A 21,792-nucleotide genomic window follows, 5' to 3' on the forward strand; every position below is an offset into this window, starting at 1 on the left:
GCTTCATCGTAACACGTTCACCCTGTTTTCTCAAAAAAATTATATCGCCAGCTGCCAGTATATATAAAGGGCATAGGCACCAAGCAATGCGGCGGCGATGACGACCGTTTCGATCATCCCTATCGCTTTGCCGCGCCGTTTCACCTGCCGCCTCGACTGTCGCCTTGGCGCCGCCTGTCGTCTTTCGTTGCCCCCGGACGCCCGGCGTGAAGAAGCGGCCAATAAGTCGCGGCGCATATCGCCCGCCTTTGCATATCGGCCGTCGAGTGCTTTTTGCAACACATCCTTGTATTGAGCCAAAAAGCGGTCTGCCTCGATGATGGCCATGAGCTGCGTCCGCCCGTCCCCTTTTTTCTCAATCGGTCCCGGATAGCAGGAAGAAATCATCACCATCGCTGCCGCAAACAAGTCGTAAGATGGTTCCGCCTTGCGCGATCCAAGCCCCCAATAGCCGCGATCATACAGCTCGGTGAACTCTTTCACCGCCCTTCCTTGCAGCGTCGTCCCGCCCACATCAAGCAGTCGAACCGACGGCGGCGGGCCGGTAACGATCAAATTGTCCGGCTTTAAATCCCCAAACACCCATCCTTCTTGATGCAGCCGCTCCAGCACCGACAGCAGCTGCATCATGAGCACGGGCGCCCACTCTTTTCCGCGGCGGCGGATAAAAGAGGCGAAATTTTCCCCTTCAATATACTCCATTACATAAAACGGGACCGTCTCCCGCGCAAACGGGCTTTGCCAGTCATCGGCTTCCAGCAAAGAAGGCCCGAGGGCAGCTCCCTGGACCTTAGCAAAACGGCGCAATATATTCATTTCCGATGCCAATGATGCATAGTCATCGCTCAACTTGATGGCGACGTGAGTCCGGCTGTTCTCTGCCAAATAGACGACGCCGTTCGCCCCGCTGCCGAGCCGCCGCAGCAACCGGTACGAACGGCCGTGCCATTTCCCAGTGATGACCGTACCCGGTGGCAAACTATAAAGACGATTCTTCGATGTATGGCTCATCGCCATCGCCGATCCAGCTCCTTAACGACCGTTTGCGCTCAAAATAGGCGATCGCCTCGCGCAGTGCCGGTCCGGTCGGCGTCAACCCGCCCGACGCCAATTTCGGAAAGATGGTGGACAACTCCTCAATCCTTGGCGTCCAGTCGATCATTTTGTCGGCGTGCGACCGTTTTCCCGGGAAGATGAACACTGAAAAGCGATTTTCGCCCATGCGGGCATTTAAGCTGAGCGATAAATCGATGAGCGCCTCTTTGACGGTCGGCAGTTTTGTTTTCATGCTCCCGCTCGTATCGATCAAAATGAGCACATCAAGGGCAACCGTTTCCCCGAGTTCATCGACGACTTCCATCACTTGGCCGCGCTTGTCCGGCGGCAAGTCCTCAAGCGAAACGTCAGAACCAAAGATTTGTTTCAACTCGCGATTGACGAGCCCTTGTAACGTCTGGGTCATCGCTTGGCGCGTCACCATTTGCACTGTTTGTGACAGCTGTTTCGCGTACACGACTTGGCTCATCCCGCCGCCAGCCGCAGCGATCGCTTCAATTTCCCGCCGCCCGGTTTCATCCATCGCATCTTTATCCAATACACCGATCACGTTCACCGTAATGCCTTGCTCACGGGCTAGCGCCGCCATGGCGGCTGGGTCCTCACCATGGTTGGAGCAGCCATCGGTAATGAGCAAAATTTGTCGCAACGTTCCCTTTTGCACGTTCGTTCCCCTCCTTGGCGAATGTATTACCATCATCGCCGCAGGGGAACGTTTTTATACGCCAGCTATTGCGCCTTTTTCATATACATGTATGCCGGAATCGTTGCCCATTTCGGCGTATTGTGCCGAACTTTGGCGACAACGACGGTCATATCGTCTTCAATCTTGCCGCCGCATTGGCGGATCACTTCTTCCATGATCAAATCGGCGACTTCTTGCGGGTCGTTCGTTTTTAATTCTTGAATTTTCCGTTTCATCCAAACATCGTGATTTTCAACGTTCATCGGCCCTTCAAACACACCATCGCTCATCATAATGAGCAAATCCCCCGATTTCAGCTGCTCGGTGACGACATCAAATTCCACTTCTTTAATGATGCCCATCGGCAAGTTGCTCGCTTCTACTTTCATCACCTTGTCACCGCGCTTAATGAAGCTTGGCGTCGATCCGATTTTCAAAAACTTGGTCGCCGCGTTTTGCAAGTCGATGATGGCCAAATCCAGCGTCGCATACATATCTTCGGTCGTCCGCAATGCCAAAATCGAATTGATCGATTTGATGGCAATCGACTCGTCCATTCCCGTCTGCAAAATCTTTTGCAACAGGCGCAGCGTTTCGCGGCTTTCGTAATGCGCCCGCTCCCCATTGCCCATGCCATCGCTGATGGCAACGGCGTACTTGCCGGTAGCAAGTTCAATTGTTGCATAACTGTCGCCAGAAATGAACCCCCCTCCTTTGGCGGCAAACGCGACGCCCGTTTCGACGACGAATGCTTTCGTCGAGCCGAAGGCAACGCGGCAGTAGCCGTTCGGGTAGGCGGCGCACTCTTCACGCTTAACGACGATCGTCTCTCCTAAAATATCTGACAGCATCGGCGCGATCAGTTTTTCGCACTCACCCCGCCCTTCGCAGTAAGGAATGCTCATTTCAATATCGATATTTCCTTTTTCCAAACTGTAAATGTCGACATGGCCCACTTCGATGCCAAACTCTTGCAGCGCATGGTAAATTTGTTCTTCCTGCAAGTAATGGTTTTCCTGTTCTTTCTGCATTTCTTTGGCGAAATCGTTCATCACTTGCGAAACACCCAACAGCTGTTCAGCAACAAGCTTCCGGCTTTCGTGGATTTGCCGTTTGAGCTTGCGGTTGGCTTGATAAGCCACCATCTCTTTTTCAATCGCGTCGACAACTTTGCCGGCCTTGACGCAATACCGCTCCCACTCACGCAGCAACTGATGGTTTTGCACCAATGTTTTTTCGTCCGCCTCGCACATCATTTGCTTCATGTACGCATAGGTTGTACGAAAGTTGTCCGCCCAGCATTGCGCCTTTTTAAAGCACGTTTGGCACGTTTTTTCCGTGATGTCGCTCAAAAAATAGTCCACTTCACGGTCGCTGTATTCATTGGCATCCGGAAGCGGTTCGGGCGAAAAGCTTTCCGCCAGCGCCTGAAAGACATTGGAAAACTGCGAGACGCGTTGCACCGTCATATCGCGGATTTTCCGGACGTATTGTTGTTGCTCATTGATGTATTCTGCTGTGCCGGGAATGTATTTGGCGATTTTCTCCGTCAGTGAACGAGATGTACCAAGAAACAGCATAATAGCGATGCCGGATTCAAGCAACGTCGACGCAAGCTCACTCTTCCCTTCGCCGTATAAACCGAGCAACAGCGTCGCGACGAGGAGGCCGAACGCCACTCCAGGTTTTCTTCCTTCCTTCAGCAACCCACCTAGCAGGCCGGCGAAAGCAAGCAAACTCATTTCCGACAAGTTGCCGACGTTCGCCAAGCTCAGCACAAGCCCCGTGACAACGCCAACGGTCGAGCCGGTCGCCGCCCCAGCGACAAACGCGAACAATAAAACGAGATAGCGCGACATCACATGCTCGAGCGACAAACCGTACACAGCCCAGCCGATCATCCCGGTCAACATCGAGGCGAACAAAATGATCAACGAAATGATTTCTTCTGCTCGCAACGCATGTTTATGCTTCTGTACCGTCAATAACGGGATGCTTTGCATAAAAATCAATGTCAATACAAGCGACAGCCCGGCTTCGACAACCGCCATGGCAACGCCGTAGACCGTCCGCTCCCCGAGCCAATAATAGGAGATCAGCCATTTGGCCGAAAGAGAGAGCACAAACACGACAAACGGAACGATTTTCAGTGACTCACTGATCACCCTCCGCACCCATCCGTAAATAAAGAGAAAGCCAAAAATGGAAACACCGACAAACATCGCCACATCAAGCGACAGCGTCAAAGCGCCGGCCAACAGTGAGATCAGCGCAAAAGCGGCCTTGTCGCGGCGCAGCATATAGACCGAAACAAAAAATGGCAAAGCGAACGGGGTCAGCTTCGATAAAATCAACGCTCGTCCAAGCAAAAAGCCGACAAGAAGAAGCAAGAAGCCTTGATGGATGAACAGATGGCCAAGACGCAGCTTCACATGGCGCATCCAGCGCGATACCGTGGCCTGCGTGTCACGAATTGGCACTTCCGAAATGCTGCGGCGCACCGTCCCTCTTTCTACTCTTTCCATTCCCGATCCTCTCCTTTACCTTCTATTACCCCCTATTATATCGCTTGAATTGTCAGAAATTTGTCAAAACCACAGAGAAAAATAAAAAATCGTTCGACGTTTTCCACGACAAAACGCGGTCAACAAGCTTGTTCCGACAGAAAGAGATAAAAAAAGAAAAACGAGCATGTCGCTTGATGGCGCATGCTCGTTTGCAATGACCCGTACGGGATTCGAACCCGTGTTACCGCCGTGAAAGGGCGGTGTCTTAACCACTTGACCAACGGGCCATTTTTGATTGTTGGTGGCGGTGGAGGGGATCGAACCCCCGACCTCACGGGTATGAACCGTACGCTCTAGCCAGCTGAGCTACACCGCCGTGCGACAACAGTTAATATCATAACGGAGGAAATGACGATTGTCAATACATATAGGCGGAAAATGCAGAGGGAAAATGTATCCTCTTATTCCATTAAGAAAACAAAAAAAGCATCCATAACGACGGATGCTTGTTTCCTCTATTTGTCATCCTTCAAACAATCGTTTTTCAGCAGCAAGTTACCCTCGTCTCGCTCCACGACCTCCCCGCTTCGACTCCGTATGACGGCGCAACGATGCCAATCGGTCTTCACTCTCTTTTAAGAATCGGCTGATTTTTTGTTCTAGGCTGTCCGCCGCGGAGCGGTCGTTTGTCCGATGGCGCGGCCGCTGCGAAGAAGGCGTGTCTTTTGCTTTGCGAATGGACAAACCGATTTTCCCATCTTGGCCGACGTTGATGACTTTGACATACACCATATCGCCGACTTTCAGATGATCGTTGATATCTTTGACATAGTTATCGGCTACCTCGCTAATGTGAACGAGTCCTGTAACCCCCTCCGGCAGCTCCACAAACGCCCCAAATTTCGTAATGCCCGTGACCTTGCCTTGTAACTTGCTGCCTACTTCAATCGACATAAAAAAAGTGCTCCTCCTTAAAACGCTTTAAAGATGGTGTTTTTTTCATTATAGCGAATGAAAAAAATGCGTGTCAATATGACGAATGCCCGATAAAACGGGCATTCGCAAGCAAATTATTTTTCCGGCAAGACGAAAATCATTTCTCCGTCTTTCGATAAGTAATATTGTTTCCGCGCCAGCTCGGCGATATAGTCATCATCATGCAACTTTTTCATTTCCTCTTTTAGTTGCTTTTCCTTCCGTTCAAGCTCGGCGAGCTGCTCTTTCAGCTTTTGCTGTTCCGCCGTTTTTTCATCGATCGCCTTCTCTTGCGAGTGCAAGGTGTAGACAAGAGCGGAGGCGAACATCGCAAACAACAACGACCATACAACCAAACGAACAGCGACAGCCCGCCGTCTTCTCGCCGCCTTCTGCTTTTTCTCCTCATGCTCCGCTATGTACGTCGACGGCAGCTTCGTCACATTCGTTCTCCGGGGCACGTTCATCGCGTTTACACCTCTTTTACTCGCGCCATTTTGCAAACCACATGCTTATTTTCTCTTTTGTATTCTTGATTTGTCCAGCAAATCCTTTTAAACGGCGAAAAAATTTTTCCACCCCGGCTCGTCTTTGCGGCGGCACCCGCCGCCAAATGATGATGCCCGTCCAACGCAACGGCGCAAGCAAAAGGCGGATCATCTTCCAAACAGCCAGCAGCACAAACCGAACGATCCACAGCAAAAGCCGCCAAGCGATCAAGAGAAGTGCCAGCCCCATTTGCCCAAGGAGGACGAGCGGGCGTATGATCATGAGGCGGAACAGCTGAGCGAGCGTCTGTCCGAGTCTTACCGCCAGCCCAATGAGCCACTCGAGCACCCGAACATACCAGAAGCGAAGCAAGCTTTGATAAGCGGCATATCCGCATAAAAGGGCGAGAAACAAATAAAAGCGAAGCTCGCCTTCATTGACGAACAGAAGCACATAAAACACGATGAGCGCCTGCACCGCCCAAAACAGCACGTCATTCACAAAGACGAGCCAGTGCGCCCGCTCATGCCGTTTCAACATCCGGCTGTACGTATCCCACGCCAGGCCAAGCCAGCCGCCCATGCCAATCATCGCCAGCATGGTGTACAGCTGTATGCTGACATTCATTTGAACAACTTGCTAAAGAATCCTTTAGCCTTCTCCTGATGGTCATCTAAATAAACGAGGTCGAAAATGCGCCCCTTAATCGAAACAACACCTTTGTCGACATCTAAGTTTTTCATCTGCAAGTTTTGCCCGCGAATGGCCAAAAAACCCATGACCGTCTCCAGCAAAAACTCCTCGTTATCAAAGCTCTCGACTTGTTTCACCCCGGTGATGTCAAGAAGGCGCCGGCCGCGCATGATCACATCATGTTCCTGAACCGGACCTTTGTTCGTGCTTCCGCCAAATTCATCGTGTCGACTCATGTTCATCCCCCGCATTTCCATTTAGTATAGAAAGCTGGCAAGGCCAACCGCCTTTTCTCATCCATTGTTTGTACCATATGTATGTCAGCGGGGGATGGTTTAGAACAAGCCTGCAGGACAAATTAGACGTCGTCTTGTTCCGGCGCCGGAGCGGTCCGTTCTTCGCTGATCAATTCGTACAGCCCGGCCGCCTCCTCTTTTTTTGTTGTTTCTTTTAGATCCGTCACTTTTACCGTTACCCGCTTTTGTCCAAATTGAATCGTCAATTCATCACCGACTTTCACATCGGAGCTCGCTTTGGCGACATGACCGTTGATCCACACTCTCCCTTGATCGGCGATTTCCTTCGCCATCGTGCGGCGTTTGATGAGGCGGGACACTTTTAAAAATTTATCAAGGCGCATTGCATCATCCCCCTTACCGTTCGTTTTCTTTGGCTTCTTCCCAAAAACGATCGAGTTCGGCAAGCGAAAACGAGGTGATCGACCGACCGCTTTTTCGCACTTGTTCCTCGATGTAAGCGAAACGTCGGGCAAATTTGTCGTTGGCCATTTGCAGCGCTTCTTCCGGTTGAATCCCGTAATAACGGGCGAGATTGATGAGCGCGAACAAAAGATCGCCAAACTCGCCGACAAGCCGATCCCGACGGCCGCTGGACGTTTCGGCTCGAAACTCGGCCATTTCTTCTTCGATTTTTTGCCATATCGGCGCGGCATCATCCCAATCAAACCCAACTTTCGCCGCTTTTTCCTGCAGCTCGTACGCCCGCATCGTCCCAGGCAGACTTTTCGGGATGTCAGCAAGGATCGACTCCGACTGTCCATCGCCCTTTTCTTTCTCCTTGATTTTCTCCCAGTTTGCTACCACTTGTTCGGCCGTCTCGGCCGTGGCATCGCCAAACACATGCGGGTGGCGTCGGATCATTTTCGCCGTCAGTGTGCGGATGACGTCGTCGATCGAAAACAACCCTCGGTCGGCGCCGATTTGCGCATGGAGCATCACTTGCAGCAATACATCGCCGAGCTCTTCGACCATATGATCATCGTCGCCCTCGTCAATCGCCTCGAGCAGCTCATACGCCTCCTCAAGCAAATAGCGCTTCAACGATGCATGCGTCTGCTTCCGATCCCATGGACAGCCGTTCGGCCCCCTCAGCATGGCGATGACGCGGCGCAATGTTTCAAACCGATGGTAAAGCAACGACTCATTCTTCACCGGCGGCACATAGACGCTCGTCAAGTTATCAAGCCCCGTCTTGCGGTCCAACTCATAAAGCGGCACTCGCTTCACTTGTTCATCCTTCGTTCCTGCTGCGGTGACAATGTAGACCGGGTAATCATCAGGAAGCTGCTCCATCAAGGAAAGCTTCACGTTCGAGGCCACAAACGGGTCGTACACTTGACAAAAGACGGCATGAAGAGAAGGCGACCACTCTTCCCCTTGGAACGCCGTCGCATCCAACAGCTGAAACCCCTCAATCGGATCGATGCGCACCGCCGTAAACAGCGCATCCAAAAAGCTTTGGCCGCCTTCGATGACAACTCGGCAGACGCCGTTCTGCTCAGCTTCGAAAAGAAGTTGCACCGTCCGCTCGGCGACAAGCGGATGGCCGGGAACAGCGTAAAACACATCGCCGCGCTTCGCCTGTTCTGTCAGTCGATCGACGATTTCTGCGTACACATCCGCAAACTGCTCGTGCTTTTCATACACTTCATCAAATGACGTAAACACCATTCCTTCCCCTTCGAGCCATTTGGCTGCCGGATGTTCTTTCGTCCGCAAAAAGAGCGGATGCGCCTGTTTCAATTTTCGGTACACGCCGACCGGCAGCTGCTCCACATCTCCGGCGCCGAGGCCGAACACATAAATCGTATTCATCGCCTATCACCTGCCTCCTAATCGTAGACGGAATTTATTAGCCAATGGGAAAGCAGCCAACTCCTGTTCAGAAAAAACATGGCCTTTCACAATACATGCAAGGTAGACGGAAGCACCGATGGCAACGCCGCCAAACGTCTCGATAGCCGCCCATAGCCGCCCCTCGCCTAAACCGTCCACCAGCCACCGATACCCATGCAAGACGACGGCCATCATAGCGGCCGCTTTCACGGTTGGGTACATGTATTTCCGGCCCGCCGCCCGATATTCGCGCGGCAAAAAGGCGTATAAAAAGCCCGCCATGAGCGCATAAGCACCCATCGTCGCCGCGGCGGCGCCAAGCGCTCCAAACCGCGGAGCAAACCAATGCATAAGCGCGACCTTCCCCGCCACTGCCAACGCCACGCCGGCAGCGGCCGTCCATTCCCTCCCCATCCCTTGCAATAATGCAGAGGCGGTCAACGCGATCGTCGTAAAAAAGACAGAAGCAGACAAGACAGCAAGCATCGTTGACCCATCATCATTTTCAAACAACATCGCATTGATCGGTCGAATAAGGCAAATGAGCCCTAACGAAGCGCCAAGCCCAATGACAACAGCGAGCCGGATGGACAACGCTCCATAGGCAAAAGCGGCGCCTTGGCGACGGGAACTGGAGATAAACGGAACAAGCGTCAATGAAAACGACGTGCCGACGACCGTGCCGAGCTGAATGAGCGGCTGACCGCGGTCGTACACTCCTTTTAGCCGCTGCACTTCGTTGAGCCTTGCCCCTGCTTCCTGTAAAAGCGGAACGAATAAAAATGAATCAACGAGTGGAATCAGTGTCAACGCCATATTCGTTAAGCAAATGACCGTCCCGGCTGTCAATAAACGCCGTCCCACCTCTCGATCCCAAGCTGGCGGCGTGCGGCCCTCCGTTTTTATCCGCTGGCGCCGGGACAGGAAGAAAAGCAAAATGAAAAGCGCTGCCGCCATGCCTACTAGCGTTCCTGCGACCGCCGCCATGCCGCAAGCATAGACGTCGGCGCCGCGCTGCACCGCTCCATACGACAGCCCTAAAATCGCCGTCACCCGGACGAATTGCTCGCCAACTTGGGACGCCGCCGTCGGCGTCATATCATGCCGCCCTTGGAAATAGCCGCGCAACAACGCGATGGGCGGAAACAGCAAAAACGAAAACGAAAGCAAGCGCACGAGCGGCATAAGCCGTCCATCGCCCATCGCCGAGGCAATCACCCCCGCCCCTCGATACAGCGAGGCAAACAGGATGACGCCAAGAACGCTTAACACCAACAAAGCGACGCGCACGGCGGCGGCAGCGGCCGCTTCATCCTGTCCCGCCAACCGCTCGGCGACAAGCTTCGAGACGGCAACCGGGTAGCCCGTCAGCGAGAGTGCGACGACGATGCCATAAATCGGGTACACTTGTTGATAAATATAAAAACCAATGTCCCCGACCATATTTTGATATGGAACACGGTACAAAGCGCTTAATAGTTTCGCGGCCAAAGCGGCGGCCGTTAAGATCGCGGCCCCTTTCCATACGTTTCCCATCGGATTTCTCCCCTCGCATAGACAACCCACTCAACGTAGACGCCGGGGGCGATGGAAGCCGCCAAGCGCCATCATAGCTACGCTCGATATTATAGCGCAACTTCCGCTTGTTGGACAAAGATGATGGTCAACTCGCACGGCTTTATGGAGCTGTTCCGCAAGCCAGGCGGACGAAAAAAGCAGGATGTGAAGCGATTCCAGGATCCAAGGACATCTGACACCCCATTTGCCGGGCGGAAAAAAAGGCAGCCTGTGAAGCTGCCTTTGTCATTTCGTCTATTGTTCCATTTGTCGAGCCAAAAAGCTGGCGGCTGTTTCTACTGCTTTATGTTCCACTTCACCGAGCGTTTTTTCGCGCGATAAAATGATGACTGCTCCGATCGGATCGCCGTTGGCGACAATCGGACCGATCGTATACGACTTCAACGTTTCCGTCATCCCGTCAACGAGCTCGACTTCCCCTTCCTCCGTATGGAGGATGGAATTGCGGTCTTCCATCGCTTTTTCCACCAACGGGCTGACGCTTTTGTTCATATACTCTTTTTTCGAAACGCCAGCGACAGCGATGTATACATCGCGGTCGCAAATGAGCACAGGCTGGCCAAGGCTGTCAAACAGTGCTTCAGCGTACTCTTTGGCAAAGTCGCCTAATTCACTGATCGGCGAATATTTTTTCAAAATGACTTCTCCATCGCGGTCAACAAATATTTCGAGCGGATCTCCTTCGCGAATGCGCAACGTTCTGCGAATTTCTTTCGGAATGACAACTCTTCCTAAATCATCAATGCGGCGAACAATACCGGTTGCTTTCATGCCTTGTATACCCTCACTTTCATCTAGGATTTGAAGGATACTCCGATGAACCCTTGTTAATGAGGAATTCACCATTGTTGTCATTAGTATCCTTCACAATCCACGTTCTATACGTGATGAAAGTGATTTTGGCCATTTTAGATAAAATTGCCCATCCTTCATTATCGCCACATGCAGGAAACGATAAACATCTTAAAACTTTTTCTTGATTATGCCGTCACCGACTTCTCTTTTTCCACCCCGGACAGCCGCCGCAGCGTCTCCTCTAAAATCATCAGCCACTCGTGCGGCTTCATTTCCTTGATATAGAGCACAATTTTCAGTTTCGCTCCATCCATGCCAAACCCGAACAGTCGGCCGTGCTGACGGCCAACGTCAGATAGGCGCTGGATTTCCACCGTTTTTGATGCCTGCTCGGTAAACAAAATATCGATTTGCTGCTTATGTTGCTTCATTGATTCGACGCCAAGCTGCTTGGCCAACACCTTCAACTCAGCAATTTGGAACAAATAGGCGACCTCATCAGGATAATCGCCAAAGCGGTCGACCATTTCTTCTCGCAACGCTTCGACATCCTCAAGCGTTTCGACCGCCTTGAATCGCTTGTACATCTCAATCTTTTGCAACTCATCCGCAATGTATGTGCTCGGAATATAGGCGTCGACTTCGATATCAATGACCACATCCGGTTGCTCATCTTCCCGCTTGATGCCGCGCCGTTTTTCAATCGCCTCTTTCAACATTTGCGAATACAAATCGAATCCGACCGAGTCGATAAAGCCGTGCTGTTCGGCACCGAGAATGTTGCCCGCGCCGCGGATCGACAAATCGCGCATGGCGATTTTAAACCCGGAGCCGAGCTCGGTAAACTCTTTGATGGCTTGCAGCCGCTTTTCCGCCGCTTCGTTGAGCACTTTATCTTTCCGATAGGTGAAATACGCATACGCGACGCGGTTGGAGCGGCCGACGCGCCCGCGCAGCTGGTACAGCTGCGACAATCCCATCCGGTCGGCGTCATAGACGATGAGCGTGTTGACATTCGGTATATCGATGCCTGTTTCAATGATCGTCGTCGTCACCAGCACATCGTATTGCCCTTCCAAAAACGCCAAAATCGTCGATTCGAGCTCCGTTTCCGACATGCGGCCATGCACGTAAGTGACGCGCGCTTCCGGGACAAGCTGGGCGATTTCTTCCGCTTTCAAGTCGATGTCTTCAATATGGTTGTAAAGGAAAAACACCTGCCCATCGCGGGCGAGCTCGCGTTCAATCGCCTCTTTGACGAGCTCCGGCGTATATTCCATGACATACGTCTGCACCGGGAATCGGTTTTCCGGCGGCGTCTCGATGATCGACAAATCGCGCACCCCGATCATCGACATATGCAACGTACGCGGAATCGGCGTCGCCGTTAAGGTGAGCACGTCAATGTTCGCCTTCAGCTGCTTGATTTTTTCCTTATGCGCCACACCAAACCGTTGTTCTTCGTCGATAATGAGCAATCCTAAATCTTTAAACTTCACGTCTTTCGACAGCAGCCGATGCGTGCCGATGACCATATCGATCGTCCCATCTTTTAGCCCTTTGATTGTCTCGGCCTGTTGCTTTTTCGTCCGGAAGCGGTTCAACAGTCCGACGTTGATCGGGAACCCTTGAAACCGTTCGCGCACCGTTTCGTAATGCTGTTGGGCCAAAATCGTCGTCGGCACGAGGAAGGCGACTTGTTTGCCGTCCATAATGGCTTTAAACGCCGCCCGCAGCGCCACTTCCGTTTTCCCGTAGCCAACATCGCCGCAAAGGAGGCGGTCCATCGGTTTGTCGCTCTCCATATCACGCTTAATTTCCTCAATCGACCGAAGCTGATCTTCCGTCTCTTGATACGGAAACGCCGCTTCAAATTCGCGCTGCATCTCAGTGTCCGGAGAAAACGCATATCCTTTGCTTGCCTCGCGCTCGGCGTACAGCTTGATTAAATCTTCAGCAATATCCTGGACGGATGATTCCACTTTCTTTTTGACCTTTTTCCATTCCGAACCGCCGAGCTTGTAAATTTTGGGCTCTTTCCCTTCCGAGCCGACGTATTTTTGCACTTGATCGATTTGATCGACCGGAACATACAGCGTATCGCCGCCTTGGTACTGGATATGGATATAGTCTTTATGCACCCCGTTGATTTCTAACGTCTCGATGCCTAAATATTTCCCGATGCCATGGTTCACATGGACGACGTAGTCGCCGACTTGCAATTCGGCGTAGCTTTTGATCCGCTCGGCGTTGGACAGCTTTTGCCGGCGCACCGAGCGTTTGACTCGTTTTTTGAACAGCTCTTCTTCTGTGATGACCGCAATTTTTTGCAACGGCAATTCAAACCCGGTATTTAGATCACCTTCAAGGAGCTGGCATTTGCCATGCAACAAAGCCGCATCACGCGCGAGCGGCAGCGCGTCAATCTCATAATCTTGAAGCAATGATTGCAGCTTTTTCACGCGCTCGGCGTTCGGCGCCAAAAAGACGACCGCATAGTTTGCCTTTTTCCATCGCTCGACTTCTGATTGAAGAAGCGCCATTTGTCCATGGAAGTTTTGCATTTGTTTACACGTAATATTGACGACATTTTGTGGGTGGGTATATGGAACATGGCGCAAAAACAACGATAAGTATACCCGCTGAAACCGATGTTTTTGCAATAATTCAGAAAACGAGTGCGAAAGCGGCACGCCATGAATCATTTTCCCGCCGTCAAGCAAACTCGTATACCATTCCGCCTCTTCGCGATCCAATCGTTCCGCCGCCTCCTGCAGCCGGCTCATTTCATCCATGAGCAATACGCCTTCTTCTGGCAGGTAATCTAGCAAACTCGCAACCTTTTCATAAAAAAGGGACATATATTTATATTGTTGCTCGATTTCCTGCCCCTCACGCAATTGCTCAAGCTCAGCGTGAATATGCTCATACATCCGCTGTTTGGCGGCCTCATCTCTCATCATCTCCAAACTCGACGCAAGCCCCGCTTCAATCCGCTCGATTCCTCGGCGCCGCGCCTCGCCATCGAGAATGATTTCATCGGCCGGTCCGATCATGATGCGCTCGATTTGCCCTTGCGAACGTTGATCGTCAGGGGTGAACGTCCGAATCGATTCGATTTCCGTATCAAACAGCTCGATGCGGTACGGAAGTTCAGCGGTCAATGGATAAATGTCGATGATGCCGCCGCGGATGCTGAACTCTCCGGGGGCAGAAACGGTGCCGACCCGTTTGTACCCCATTTGCACAAACTTCTGTTTACAATGTTCTACATCAAACTCTTGTCCAACGGAGAAGGTGAACAAATACTGCTTCCAAAGCGACGGCGGCGGCAACAAACGCCGCAAACCGGCGACCGGGCAGACGACGACCCCTTTTCCGCCTTGCACCCAATGGTTCATAATTTCAAGGCGCTGAGCTCTCAGTTCCGGGCTGGCGACCGCCATCTCAGCGGCAATCACTTCGTTCACTGAGTAAAGGAGCACATCCTCCGGCCCGAGCAACGAAACGAGATCGTCATACATTTTTTGCGCCTGAAACAAATTGTGAGAGACGACTAACAGCGGCCGGCCTGTCTCCTTGTAGAGCGTGGAAATAAAAACAGACCGGGCCGATCCGGACAGCCCGGCGACAAGCTGTTCCTTCAAACGGATGTGGAGCCCTTCGATGATCGTACGGACATCTTGATTTTCAGCGAAATAGCGATGCAACGAAAGCACCCCTATTCTCCCTCCTCTCAACGCCAGTTTCTTTCCATTTCACTGGCCTAGCGCAAACACAAAAACGCTTTGGTCGCCCAAAGCCGCCCTTAATGGATGAATTTTTCGTATTGATGCCATTCCGGGTTTCGCGCCAGTGCCTCTTGACAGTCTTCACAAATCGTTTTCACATGAATGTCACCGTTCGGTTCATACGAAATCATCTCGAGCCGTTCCTCTTCCGTTAAGTGGTGGAATCCCAGTTGCTCACTGTATATCGGCATTTGTTCAATCGTTCCAACTTTTGCACCGCAATGGCGGCAATAGTAATGCAGCGCCATTCAAGCCAACCTCCTCACTGGGCTGTTCCGTCCACAAGGCAGGCGAAACCAACGGTTCCACCGCCTCCTGTACTCACATTGTGCACCAGTTCAGAGGAAAATATTCACTCGTTAAAATCATTCATCACTTGAATAAATGGCGCCCTCAATGCCTGTTCACACGCATCGGCAGCCCTCAGCACCGCTTTGTCCACCGCCGGTTTCTCCTCTTCCGTAAAGCGGCCAAGCACATAGTCCGTGACCGGCTGACCGCCGGTCGGTCGGCCGATGCCGATGCGGATGCGCTTAAACTGCTCGGTGCCAAGGTGGTGAATGAGCGATTTGACACCGTTATGGCCGCCGGAGCTTCCTTTTAAGCGAAGGCGGATTTTCCCTGGCGGGAGATCAAGGTCATCGTAAATGACGATGACATCATCGACGGCAATGTCGTAGTAATCCATAAGTGGGCGAACACATTCTCCTGATAAATTCATATATGTCAACGGCTTGCATAATGCTACTTTTTCACCGGAAACGAACGCCGTTCCGAACAAGCCGCGAAATTTGGCGGTTTTTAACGATACATTCCAGCGCTTCGCCAGCTCATCGATGACGAAAAAACCGACATTATGCCTTGTTTGCTCATACTCCTTGCCCGGATTGCCGAGCCCGACAAACAGCTTCAATCCTCGCGCTCCTCTCTTTGCATGATACTACAAAAGACGTAACCGAAACGGTTACGTCTGTCACTCTTCTGGCGTCGTTTCTCTTCCTTCCTCAGAGTCAGGATGCCCTGCCTCTTGCTGTTCACCGCTATCGATTTCTTCCTCTTGTTGCGGCGGCAAGATCGTGGCGATCACTTCGGAAGGTTCATGATTGATTTCAAATTTGCCGTCCGTTTGCACGTCGCCAACGGTGACGGTATCACCGACTTGCAGTCCGGAAATGTCCACTTCGATCACTGGCGGAATGTTTGCCGGCAGAACGCGGATGGACAGCTCATGCAAGTTTTGCTGCAGCACGCCGCCATCCTTCACGCCCGGCGCCTCGCCCACTAAGCGAACTTCAACGTCAATATCGACCTCAGTCGATAAATCGACGGCTTGAAAGTCCGCGTGGAGCAGCTCACCGCGCAACGGATCGCGCTGCATCTCGCGCAGCAGCACCGAGTAATCTTGGCCGCCGACTTTCAGCGTCAGCAAGCTTGTGCGTCCACCTTCACGAAGCACTTTCTCCAGCTCAGCAGCGCTGACTGCGATCATTTTGTTTTCGACTTTTTTGCCGTACAAAATCGCTGGAATGCCGCCTTGCGAACGAATACGCCGCAATGTGGAACGTTTTTTGTCTGTGCGTTCTTTCGCTTCCAACACAATCGCCATGTTTCTTCACCTTCCTGAATTAGAATCTATTGACTACTTTATCCTAAAACAAGAAGGGCTAAACATGTTTTCTTGCGTTAGTCGAACAGGACGCTGACAGACTTCATTTCGTACACGCGCGTAATCGCTTCAGCAATAAGCGGAGCCACCGACAGCTCTACAATTTTATCAATTTTCTTCTCTTCTGGCAAGGCAATTGAATTGGTGACGACAAGCTCCTTAATTCTAGAGTTTTGGATGCGCTCAATCGCCGGACCGGACAGCACCGGGTGGGTGCAGCATGCATACACTTCCTTCGCTCCATTCTCGGCAAGAGCGTTGGCCGCGAGCGTAATCGTGCCGGCGGTATCGATAATATCGTCAATCAAAATGGCCGTTTTCCCCGCCACTTGTCCGACAATGTTCATCACTTCCGCCACGTTCGGCTTCGGCCGGCGCTTATCGATAATGGCAATCGGCGCTTTCAAGCGATCGGCGAGCTTGCGCGCCCTTGTGACACCGCCATGGTCCGGGGAGACGACGACAATATCTTCCAATTGTTTGCTTTTGAAATAATCCGCCAAAATGGGCACACCCATTAAATGATCGATTGGGATATCGAAAAATCCTTGAATTTGGGGGGCATGCAAATCAAGCGTGATGACACGCGACGCCCCGGCCGTTTCAAGCAAGTTGGCGACCAGCTTCGCCGTAATCGGTTCGCGCGAACGCGCTTTCCGATCTTGACGGGCATAGCCGTAATACGGCATCACGATGTTGATCGTGCGGGCCGAAGCACGCTTTAACGCGTCGATCATAATAAGCAACTCCATCAAATGCTCGTTGACCGGCACGCTCGTCGATTGAATGACGAACACATCGTCGCCGCGGATGCTTTCTTCAATGTTGATTTGAATTTCCCCGTCGCTGAAACGGGAAACGGAACATTTGCCGAGCTTGATTCCCATGACTTCTGCAATTTCCTTCGCCAACTTCATGTTCGAGTTCAGAGCGAACAATTTTAATTGATGCTGACAGTCAGACATGATAGACCTCCGCTAAGATTTTTTCTTGCCTGGCAGGCGATCGACATAATTTTCTTTATTGACTTGCCGGGCGCGGGCAATGGCAAGTGCACGACCGGGGACATCATTCGTGATCGTCGATCCAGCGGCGACATAAGCGCCTTGTCCTACCGTAACCGGTGCAATCAAGTTGACATTGCAACCAATAAACGCGCCGTCTTCGATTTTAGTCATATGCTTATTCACACCGTCGTAGTTGACCGTAATCGACCCACAGCCAAGATTGACATCGGCGCCGACCTCAGCATCGCCAATATAACTCAAGTGCGACGCCTTGCTTCCTTTGCCAAACGTCGACTTTTTCACCTCGACGAAATTGCCGATCCGCACCTCATCGTCGATTTTTGACAGCGGGCGAATATGGGCGAACGGGCCGATCGTCACATCAGAACCAATCTCGCTGTCATGGGCGACCGAATGGCGAATCGATGTGCGATGGCCGATATAGCAATTTTTAATTTCCGAATTCGGTCCAATGATGCAGTCTTCACCGATCACTGTCTCGCCTTCAATCACCGTGCCGGGGTAAATAACTGTATCGCGCCCGATCACCGCCTCGGCGGAAATATACGTGGAAGCCGGATCAATGATCGTGACCCCGTTTTTCATATGCTGACGGCAAATGCGAGCACGCATGATCCGCTCCGCTTCAGCGAGGGCGATGCGATCGTTGACGCCGATCGTTTCTTCAAACGAAGGCGCCTGATAGGCGGACACCACACCGCCGTCCGCTTTGATAATTTCAATGACATCCGTTAAATAATATTCGCCTTGAGCGTTTTGATTCGTCACCTTTGTAAGCGCTTGAAACAGTGTCTCATTGTCAAAACAGTACGTTCCTGTGTTAATCTCACGGATGTTCCGCTCTTGCTCGCTCGCATCCTTATGTTCGACAATTTTCTCGACATGGCCAGCCTCGTTGCGGACAATGCGGCCATATCCGGACGGATCATCAGCGATGGCCGTCAATACGGTCGCCTTCGCCTTGGCGGCCATATGATGCTCGATGAGCATCTTCATTGTCTCAGCGGTGATGAGCGGCGTATCCCCACAGACGACAATCGTCACTCCTTCAAGACCACGCAAATGCGGAGCCGCCTGCATCACCGCATGCGCCGTCCCGAGTGGCTCCTCCTGCAAGGCGTATTCACACTGGGAGCCGAGCTGTTCTTTCACTTGTTCGGCTCCAAATCCCACTACCGCAATCGTTTTTTCCACCCCAAGCTTCGACACTTGGTCGATGACGTGCTGAACCATTGGCTTGCCGCAAACGGGATGAAGCACTTTATACCACTTGGATTTCATCCTCGTCCCTTGTCCGGCCGCCAAAATGACCGCATATCGCTTCATGTAAAAGGCCTCCAATTACCCTTTTAATCATAGTTCCGAGAGAAGATTCCCGCTTCAAGCGCGTGAAGGGCGCAACCCAGCGATCAGCGGGAGATCAATGTCGGTTGGCGTCAGCCAAAACACATGATAAAATCAAGGTATATCATGTTCTTTGTGAATTGGATATAGGAAGTTGCATGGAGAACATTGAATGCGAAAACCAGTCTAAGCCTTCCATGCGTCCACCATCCGAAGCGCGAAAGAACTTCGAATCGTCGGATGCCTAGGGTTGGGACGACCCGAAGTCACGCTCGGAGAGACAAAAGAACGCTTTCGTCGTGGAATGGAGAAGCTCCCACTTCAAGCAAAGCGAAGTGGGAGTAGCTCACCCATAATTGAATATATATGAATCAACGGCACTTTTCAAGGAAACAATGCGGTTGGCAAAAAAATAGAGAGCTTGGTGAATTTCACCTAAGCCCCCTTTCCATATGTTTACGAAGCGCCTGCTTCTTCAAGTTCTTCTTCCAATTTTCCGAGGCGGTGGTATTCAGCGAGGATCGCCTCCTGGATTTTCCCGCGCGTGGCGGAATTGATCGGATGTGCGATGTCGCGGAACTCACCGTCCGGCGTGCGTTTGCTCGGCATCGCAACGAACAGCCCATTGTTTCCGTCGATGACGCGGATGTCATGGACGACGAACTCGTTGTCCAACGTAATGGAGGCGATCGCTTTCATCCGTCCTTCGGTATTGACGCGGCGTAATCTTACGTCTGTCACTTCCATTTATGCTCACCCACCTTTTCCCTATATGAGAGTCGATGTAATTAATTCCACATGTCTTGGTCATTTCCTTCTTTTTTTCAAAAAATTTTTTATAAATTTTAGGCAGGGAAAAAGTGGATCCCTCGTCACGGAACGAGGGCGACAACTTCAATTTCGACAAGGACATCTTTCGGCAGCCGGGCTACTTCCACGCATGAACGCGCCGGCTTATGGTTCGGGAAGTATTGGCTGTACACTTCATTCATCGCCGCAAAATCATCCATATTTTTCAAAAACACGGTCGTTTTCACCACCGTATCGAGCGAAGCTCCGGCCGCTTCCAATACGGCTTTCAAGTTTTGGAACACTTGATGCGTCTGCGCCTGAATGTCGCCTTTCACCAGTTCCCCTTCTGGAGTGAGCGGGATTTGCCCGGAGCTGTAAAACATGTTGTTGACGATGATCCCTTGCGAATACGGGCCGATCGCTTGCGGCGCCTTCGTTGTCTCTACCTTTCTCATTAGCCAGTCTCCTTTCTTAATTTTTCTTATCAAGCAGCAAGCTGCTACAAAAACGCTTTGTAATTGCCTTCCTTAACAGAGATTCGCTTTTCTTTTACATCTACCTCAGACAGTTTGACGAGTGAAATGTATTCATCAACCAATCGCTCCTTTGCTTCTTCCGACTCCACGAGCACGCCGATGCCGGAGACATTGCCGTTAAACTCCTGCAACAAACTGATCATTCCATTGATCGTCCCCCCCGCCTTCATAAAATCATCGACGATGAGCACATTGGCTCTTTCCGCTAAGCTGCGCTTCGATAGGACCATCGTTTGGATGCGTTTCGACGAGCCGGATACGTAATTGATGCTCACCATCGGTCCTTCGGTCACTTTATTGTCATGGCGAACGATGACAACGGGCACATACAAAAAGTTGGCGATGGCATACGCGAACGGAATCCCATTGGTGGCGATCGTCATGACGACATCCACCGGACGGTCGGCAAACATCGATGCATAAAGGCGGCCGATTTTATTCATAATACGAGGATCGCCAAGAATGTCGGTCATATACAAATATCCTCCGGGAAGAAGCCGATCCGGACGCGACAGTTGTTCACACAAATACGCAACCACTTCTTCCGCTTCCTCGGCAGCCATTTTTGGAATGTATTGTACGCCGCCGGCAGCGCCGGGCAGTGTCCGAACGGTTCCGATTCCTTGCTGCTCGAACGTCTGCTTAATGATAGCCAAATCTTCGCTGATCGAGGATTTGGCCGATTCGTACCGCTCTGCAAAAAATGTCAGCGGAATGAGCTGATGGGGCCGTTCAAGAAGATAATGCGTCATATCAACTAAACGGCCGCTTCGCCTTAGCTTCATAGCCGACCTCCCGAAACCGAATATTATAAATATATTTTAACAAAAATGTACGTGTTTAATCAAGAGAATGCCGTTCTCCTAACATTCTCACTGCAAACACTTGGTCACAAAAGCCGCGCAACCCATTATATACCCGCTGCATTCTGGAATCATGCTCGATCAGCCCAAACACGGTCGGCCCGCTGCCGCTCATCAGCACCGCGTCAGCGCCAAACCGCTTCATTTGTTCTTTAATATGCGCGACTTCCGGATATTTTTTCAACGTCACTTCCTCAAGAACATTGCCGACCAACCGGCAGATCGCCGCATAATCTTGTCGCTCGATCGCGCTCACCATCGCATCGACGTCTGGATGGCTGACACGCTCAAGCTCCAAGTTTCGGTACACTTCCGCCGTCGACACACCGATCGGGGGCTTGGCCAACACAACCCAGCACGGCGGCGGGGAAGCGATCGGAGTGATGATTTCCCCGCGCCCCGTCGCCAAGGCGGTTCCGCCGTAGACGCAAAATGCGACATCCGAGCCGATTTTCGCCCCTAGTTCTGCCAGTTCATCCATCGTTAATCCAAGCTGCCAAAGCTTGTTCAACCCGCGCAGCGTCGCCGCCGCATCGCTGCTTCCCCCCGCCAATCCGGCGGCCACCGGAATATGCTTCGTAATGGAAATGGCCACCCCTTGGCGGATGGAAAACGTCTCTTTAAGAAGTTTCGCCGCCTGATACGCCAAGTTGCGACAATCATCCGGCACAAAGCGGTTTTGCGAAACGATGCGAATCGCATCCTCCTCCGGCAACGCGACAAGCTCAATGCGATCGGCCAAATCGATCGTCGTCATCACCATTTTCACTTCATGGTAACCATCCGGGCGCTTATAAAGAACGTCGAGTGACAAATTGATTTTCGCCGGCGCTTTTATCGACAACCTCACTCATCCTCA

21 protein-coding genes and 2 tRNA genes are annotated in these 21,792 nt (G+C 51.8%); all 23 read right to left on the reverse strand.

What is annotated here, in order from left to right; genetic code table 11:
- Positions 1 to 39 precede the first annotated feature (39 nt).
- The 23 genes from N685_RS0104760 to ispE all read right to left on the reverse strand — a co-directional run bounded on the left by N685_RS0104760 (position 40) and on the right by ispE (position 21,783).
- Positions 40 to 1,017 (reverse strand): serine/threonine protein kinase, encoded by a 978-nt coding sequence (locus tag N685_RS0104760; RefSeq protein WP_031406299.1) that lies wholly within the window; start codon positions 1,015 to 1,017, stop codon positions 40 to 42.
- Positions 980 to 1,720, reverse strand: a complete 741-nt coding sequence (locus tag N685_RS0104765) for a vWA domain-containing protein (RefSeq protein WP_031406300.1) — start codon at positions 1,718 to 1,720, stop codon at positions 980 to 982. The genes N685_RS0104760 and N685_RS0104765 overlap by 38 nt, the downstream gene beginning before the upstream one ends.
- A 65-nt stretch (positions 1,721 to 1,785) precedes the next feature.
- Positions 1,786 to 4,266, reverse strand: coding sequence for a stage II sporulation protein E (gene spoIIE, locus N685_RS0104770; RefSeq protein ID WP_031406302.1), 2,481 nt, complete (start codon positions 4,264 to 4,266; stop codon positions 1,786 to 1,788).
- A gap of 197 nt (positions 4,267 to 4,463) precedes the next feature.
- A tRNA-Glu gene (locus N685_RS0104780) sits at positions 4,464 to 4,535 on the reverse strand.
- Positions 4,536 to 4,547: 12 nt separating this feature from the next.
- Positions 4,548 to 4,624: transfer RNA gene (locus N685_RS0104785), tRNA-Met, on the reverse strand.
- 179 nt (positions 4,625 to 4,803) lie between these two features.
- Positions 4,804 to 5,202 (reverse strand): S1 domain-containing RNA-binding protein, encoded by a 399-nt coding sequence (locus tag N685_RS0104790; RefSeq protein WP_011229571.1) that lies wholly within the window; start codon positions 5,200 to 5,202, stop codon positions 4,804 to 4,806.
- 116 nt (positions 5,203 to 5,318) lie between these two features.
- Complete coding sequence (locus tag N685_RS0104795) at positions 5,319 to 5,690, reverse strand: FtsB family cell division protein (protein ID WP_031406305.1); 372 nt, start codon at positions 5,688 to 5,690, stop codon at positions 5,319 to 5,321.
- 16 nt (positions 5,691 to 5,706) lie between these two features.
- Positions 5,707 to 6,339, reverse strand: coding sequence for a spore cortex biosynthesis protein YabQ (gene yabQ / locus N685_RS0104800; RefSeq protein ID WP_031406307.1), 633 nt, complete (start codon positions 6,337 to 6,339; stop codon positions 5,707 to 5,709).
- Positions 6,336 to 6,641 (reverse strand): sporulation protein YabP, encoded by a 306-nt coding sequence (yabP, locus tag N685_RS0104805; RefSeq protein ID WP_012820452.1) that lies wholly within the window; start codon positions 6,639 to 6,641, stop codon positions 6,336 to 6,338. Before yabP ends, yabQ begins: the two co-directional genes overlap by 4 nt.
- A gap of 122 nt (positions 6,642 to 6,763) precedes the next feature.
- Positions 6,764 to 7,045, reverse strand: coding sequence for an RNA-binding S4 domain-containing protein (locus N685_RS0104810; RefSeq protein ID WP_031406309.1), 282 nt, complete (start codon positions 7,043 to 7,045; stop codon positions 6,764 to 6,766).
- A gap of 13 nt (positions 7,046 to 7,058) precedes the next feature.
- A complete protein-coding gene (locus tag N685_RS0104815) occupies positions 7,059 to 8,519 on the reverse strand; it encodes a bifunctional methyltransferase/pyrophosphohydrolase YabN (protein ID WP_031406311.1) in 1,461 nt (486 codons plus the stop codon).
- 6 nt (positions 8,520 to 8,525) lie between these two features.
- The gene (locus N685_RS0104820) at positions 8,526 to 10,076 is read right to left on the reverse strand and encodes a putative polysaccharide biosynthesis protein (RefSeq protein WP_031406314.1); all 1,551 of its coding nucleotides are present in this window, start codon (positions 10,074 to 10,076) and stop codon (positions 8,526 to 8,528) included.
- A 276-nt stretch (positions 10,077 to 10,352) separates the two neighbouring features.
- Positions 10,353 to 10,889 (reverse strand): stage V sporulation protein T, encoded by a 537-nt coding sequence (gene spoVT, locus N685_RS0104825; RefSeq protein WP_011229564.1) that lies wholly within the window; start codon positions 10,887 to 10,889, stop codon positions 10,353 to 10,355.
- A 209-nt stretch (positions 10,890 to 11,098) separates the two neighbouring features.
- Positions 11,099 to 14,632 (reverse strand): transcription-repair coupling factor, encoded by a 3,534-nt coding sequence (gene mfd / locus N685_RS0104830; protein WP_031406317.1) that lies wholly within the window; start codon positions 14,630 to 14,632, stop codon positions 11,099 to 11,101.
- Between the two features lie 89 nt (positions 14,633 to 14,721).
- Positions 14,722 to 14,952 (reverse strand): anti-sigma-F factor Fin family protein, encoded by a 231-nt coding sequence (locus N685_RS0104835; protein ID WP_031406319.1) that lies wholly within the window; start codon positions 14,950 to 14,952, stop codon positions 14,722 to 14,724.
- A gap of 104 nt (positions 14,953 to 15,056) precedes the next feature.
- The gene (gene pth / locus N685_RS0104840) at positions 15,057 to 15,617 is read right to left on the reverse strand and encodes an aminoacyl-tRNA hydrolase (protein WP_031406321.1); all 561 of its coding nucleotides are present in this window, start codon (positions 15,615 to 15,617) and stop codon (positions 15,057 to 15,059) included.
- Positions 15,618 to 15,677: 60 nt separating this feature from the next.
- Positions 15,678 to 16,310 carry a 50S ribosomal protein L25/general stress protein Ctc gene (locus N685_RS0104845; protein WP_031406323.1) on the reverse strand — a complete coding sequence of 211 codons (633 nt, stop codon included), beginning with the start codon at positions 16,308 to 16,310 and terminating at the stop codon, positions 15,678 to 15,680.
- Positions 16,311 to 16,387: 77 nt separating this feature from the next.
- Positions 16,388 to 17,335: a ribose-phosphate diphosphokinase gene (locus N685_RS0104850; RefSeq protein WP_031406325.1), complete on the reverse strand. Its 948-nt coding sequence runs from the start codon at positions 17,333 to 17,335 to the stop codon at positions 16,388 to 16,390.
- Positions 17,336 to 17,347: 12 nt separating this feature from the next.
- Entirely contained in the window at positions 17,348 to 18,724 is a 1,377-nt protein-coding gene (gene glmU / locus N685_RS0104855; protein ID WP_031406327.1) for a bifunctional UDP-N-acetylglucosamine diphosphorylase/glucosamine-1-phosphate N-acetyltransferase GlmU, read from the reverse strand.
- A 474-nt stretch (positions 18,725 to 19,198) separates the two neighbouring features.
- Positions 19,199 to 19,489: a septation regulator SpoVG gene (gene spoVG, locus N685_RS0104860; protein WP_003247437.1), complete on the reverse strand. Its 291-nt coding sequence runs from the start codon at positions 19,487 to 19,489 to the stop codon at positions 19,199 to 19,201.
- 125 nt (positions 19,490 to 19,614) lie between these two features.
- Complete coding sequence (locus tag N685_RS0104865; protein ID WP_011229557.1) at positions 19,615 to 19,989, reverse strand: RidA family protein; 375 nt, start codon at positions 19,987 to 19,989, stop codon at positions 19,615 to 19,617.
- A gap of 44 nt (positions 19,990 to 20,033) precedes the next feature.
- The gene (purR, locus tag N685_RS0104870) at positions 20,034 to 20,855 is read right to left on the reverse strand and encodes a pur operon repressor (RefSeq protein WP_031406329.1); all 822 of its coding nucleotides are present in this window, start codon (positions 20,853 to 20,855) and stop codon (positions 20,034 to 20,036) included.
- A gap of 55 nt (positions 20,856 to 20,910) precedes the next feature.
- Positions 20,911 to 21,783, reverse strand: a complete 873-nt coding sequence (gene ispE / locus N685_RS0104875; protein ID WP_031406331.1) for a 4-(cytidine 5'-diphospho)-2-C-methyl-D-erythritol kinase — start codon at positions 21,781 to 21,783, stop codon at positions 20,911 to 20,913.
- Positions 21,784 to 21,792 lie beyond the last annotated feature (9 nt).

The organism is Geobacillus vulcani PSS1 (assembly GCF_000733845.1).
In the GTDB taxonomy this organism is placed as follows: domain Bacteria; phylum Bacillota; class Bacilli; order Bacillales; family Anoxybacillaceae; genus Geobacillus; species Geobacillus vulcani.

Bases quoted from the DNA above. Each gene is read 5' to 3' on its own strand.
- N685_RS0104790 (WP_011229571.1), bottom strand. From the start codon at position 5,202: ATGTCGATTGAAGTAGGCAGCAAGTTACAAGGCAAGGTCACGGGCATT.
- N685_RS0104820 (WP_031406314.1), bottom strand. From the start codon at position 10,076: ATGGGAAACGTATGGAAAGGGGCCGCGATCTTAACGGCCGCCGCTTTG.
- N685_RS0104835 (WP_031406319.1), bottom strand. From the start codon at position 14,952: ATGGCGCTGCATTACTATTGCCGCCATTGCGGTGCAAAAGTTGGAACG.
- purR (WP_031406329.1), bottom strand. From the start codon at position 20,855: ATGAAGCTAAGGCGAAGCGGCCGTTTAGTTGATATGACGCATTATCTT.
- N685_RS0104795 (WP_031406305.1), bottom strand. From the start codon at position 5,690: ATGAACGTGCCCCGGAGAACGAATGTGACGAAGCTGCCGTCGACGTAC.
- spoVT (WP_011229564.1), bottom strand. From the start codon at position 10,889: ATGAAAGCAACCGGTATTGTTCGCCGCATTGATGATTTAGGAAGAGTT.
- N685_RS0104815 (WP_031406311.1), bottom strand. From the start codon at position 8,519: ATGAATACGATTTATGTGTTCGGCCTCGGCGCCGGAGATGTGGAGCAG.
- yabQ (WP_031406307.1), bottom strand. From the start codon at position 6,339: ATGAATGTCAGCATACAGCTGTACACCATGCTGGCGATGATTGGCATG.
- glmU (WP_031406327.1), bottom strand. From the start codon at position 18,724: ATGAAGCGATATGCGGTCATTTTGGCGGCCGGACAAGGGACGAGGATG.
- N685_RS0104845 (WP_031406323.1), bottom strand. From the start codon at position 16,310: ATGGCGATTGTGTTGGAAGCGAAAGAACGCACAGACAAAAAACGTTCC.
- yabP (WP_012820452.1), bottom strand. From the start codon at position 6,641: ATGAGTCGACACGATGAATTTGGCGGAAGCACGAACAAAGGTCCGGTT.
- N685_RS0104760 (WP_031406299.1), bottom strand. From the start codon at position 1,017: ATGGCGATGAGCCATACATCGAAGAATCGTCTTTATAGTTTGCCACCG.
- spoVG (WP_003247437.1), bottom strand. From the start codon at position 19,489: ATGGAAGTGACAGACGTAAGATTACGCCGCGTCAATACCGAAGGACGG.
- N685_RS0104810 (WP_031406309.1), bottom strand. From the start codon at position 7,045: ATGCGCCTTGATAAATTTTTAAAAGTGTCCCGCCTCATCAAACGCCGC.
- N685_RS0104850 (WP_031406325.1), bottom strand. From the start codon at position 17,335: ATGTCTGACTGTCAGCATCAATTAAAATTGTTCGCTCTGAACTCGAAC.
- N685_RS0104865 (WP_011229557.1), bottom strand. From the start codon at position 19,989: ATGAGAAAGGTAGAGACAACGAAGGCGCCGCAAGCGATCGGCCCGTAT.
- spoIIE (WP_031406302.1), bottom strand. From the start codon at position 4,266: ATGGAAAGAGTAGAAAGAGGGACGGTGCGCCGCAGCATTTCGGAAGTG.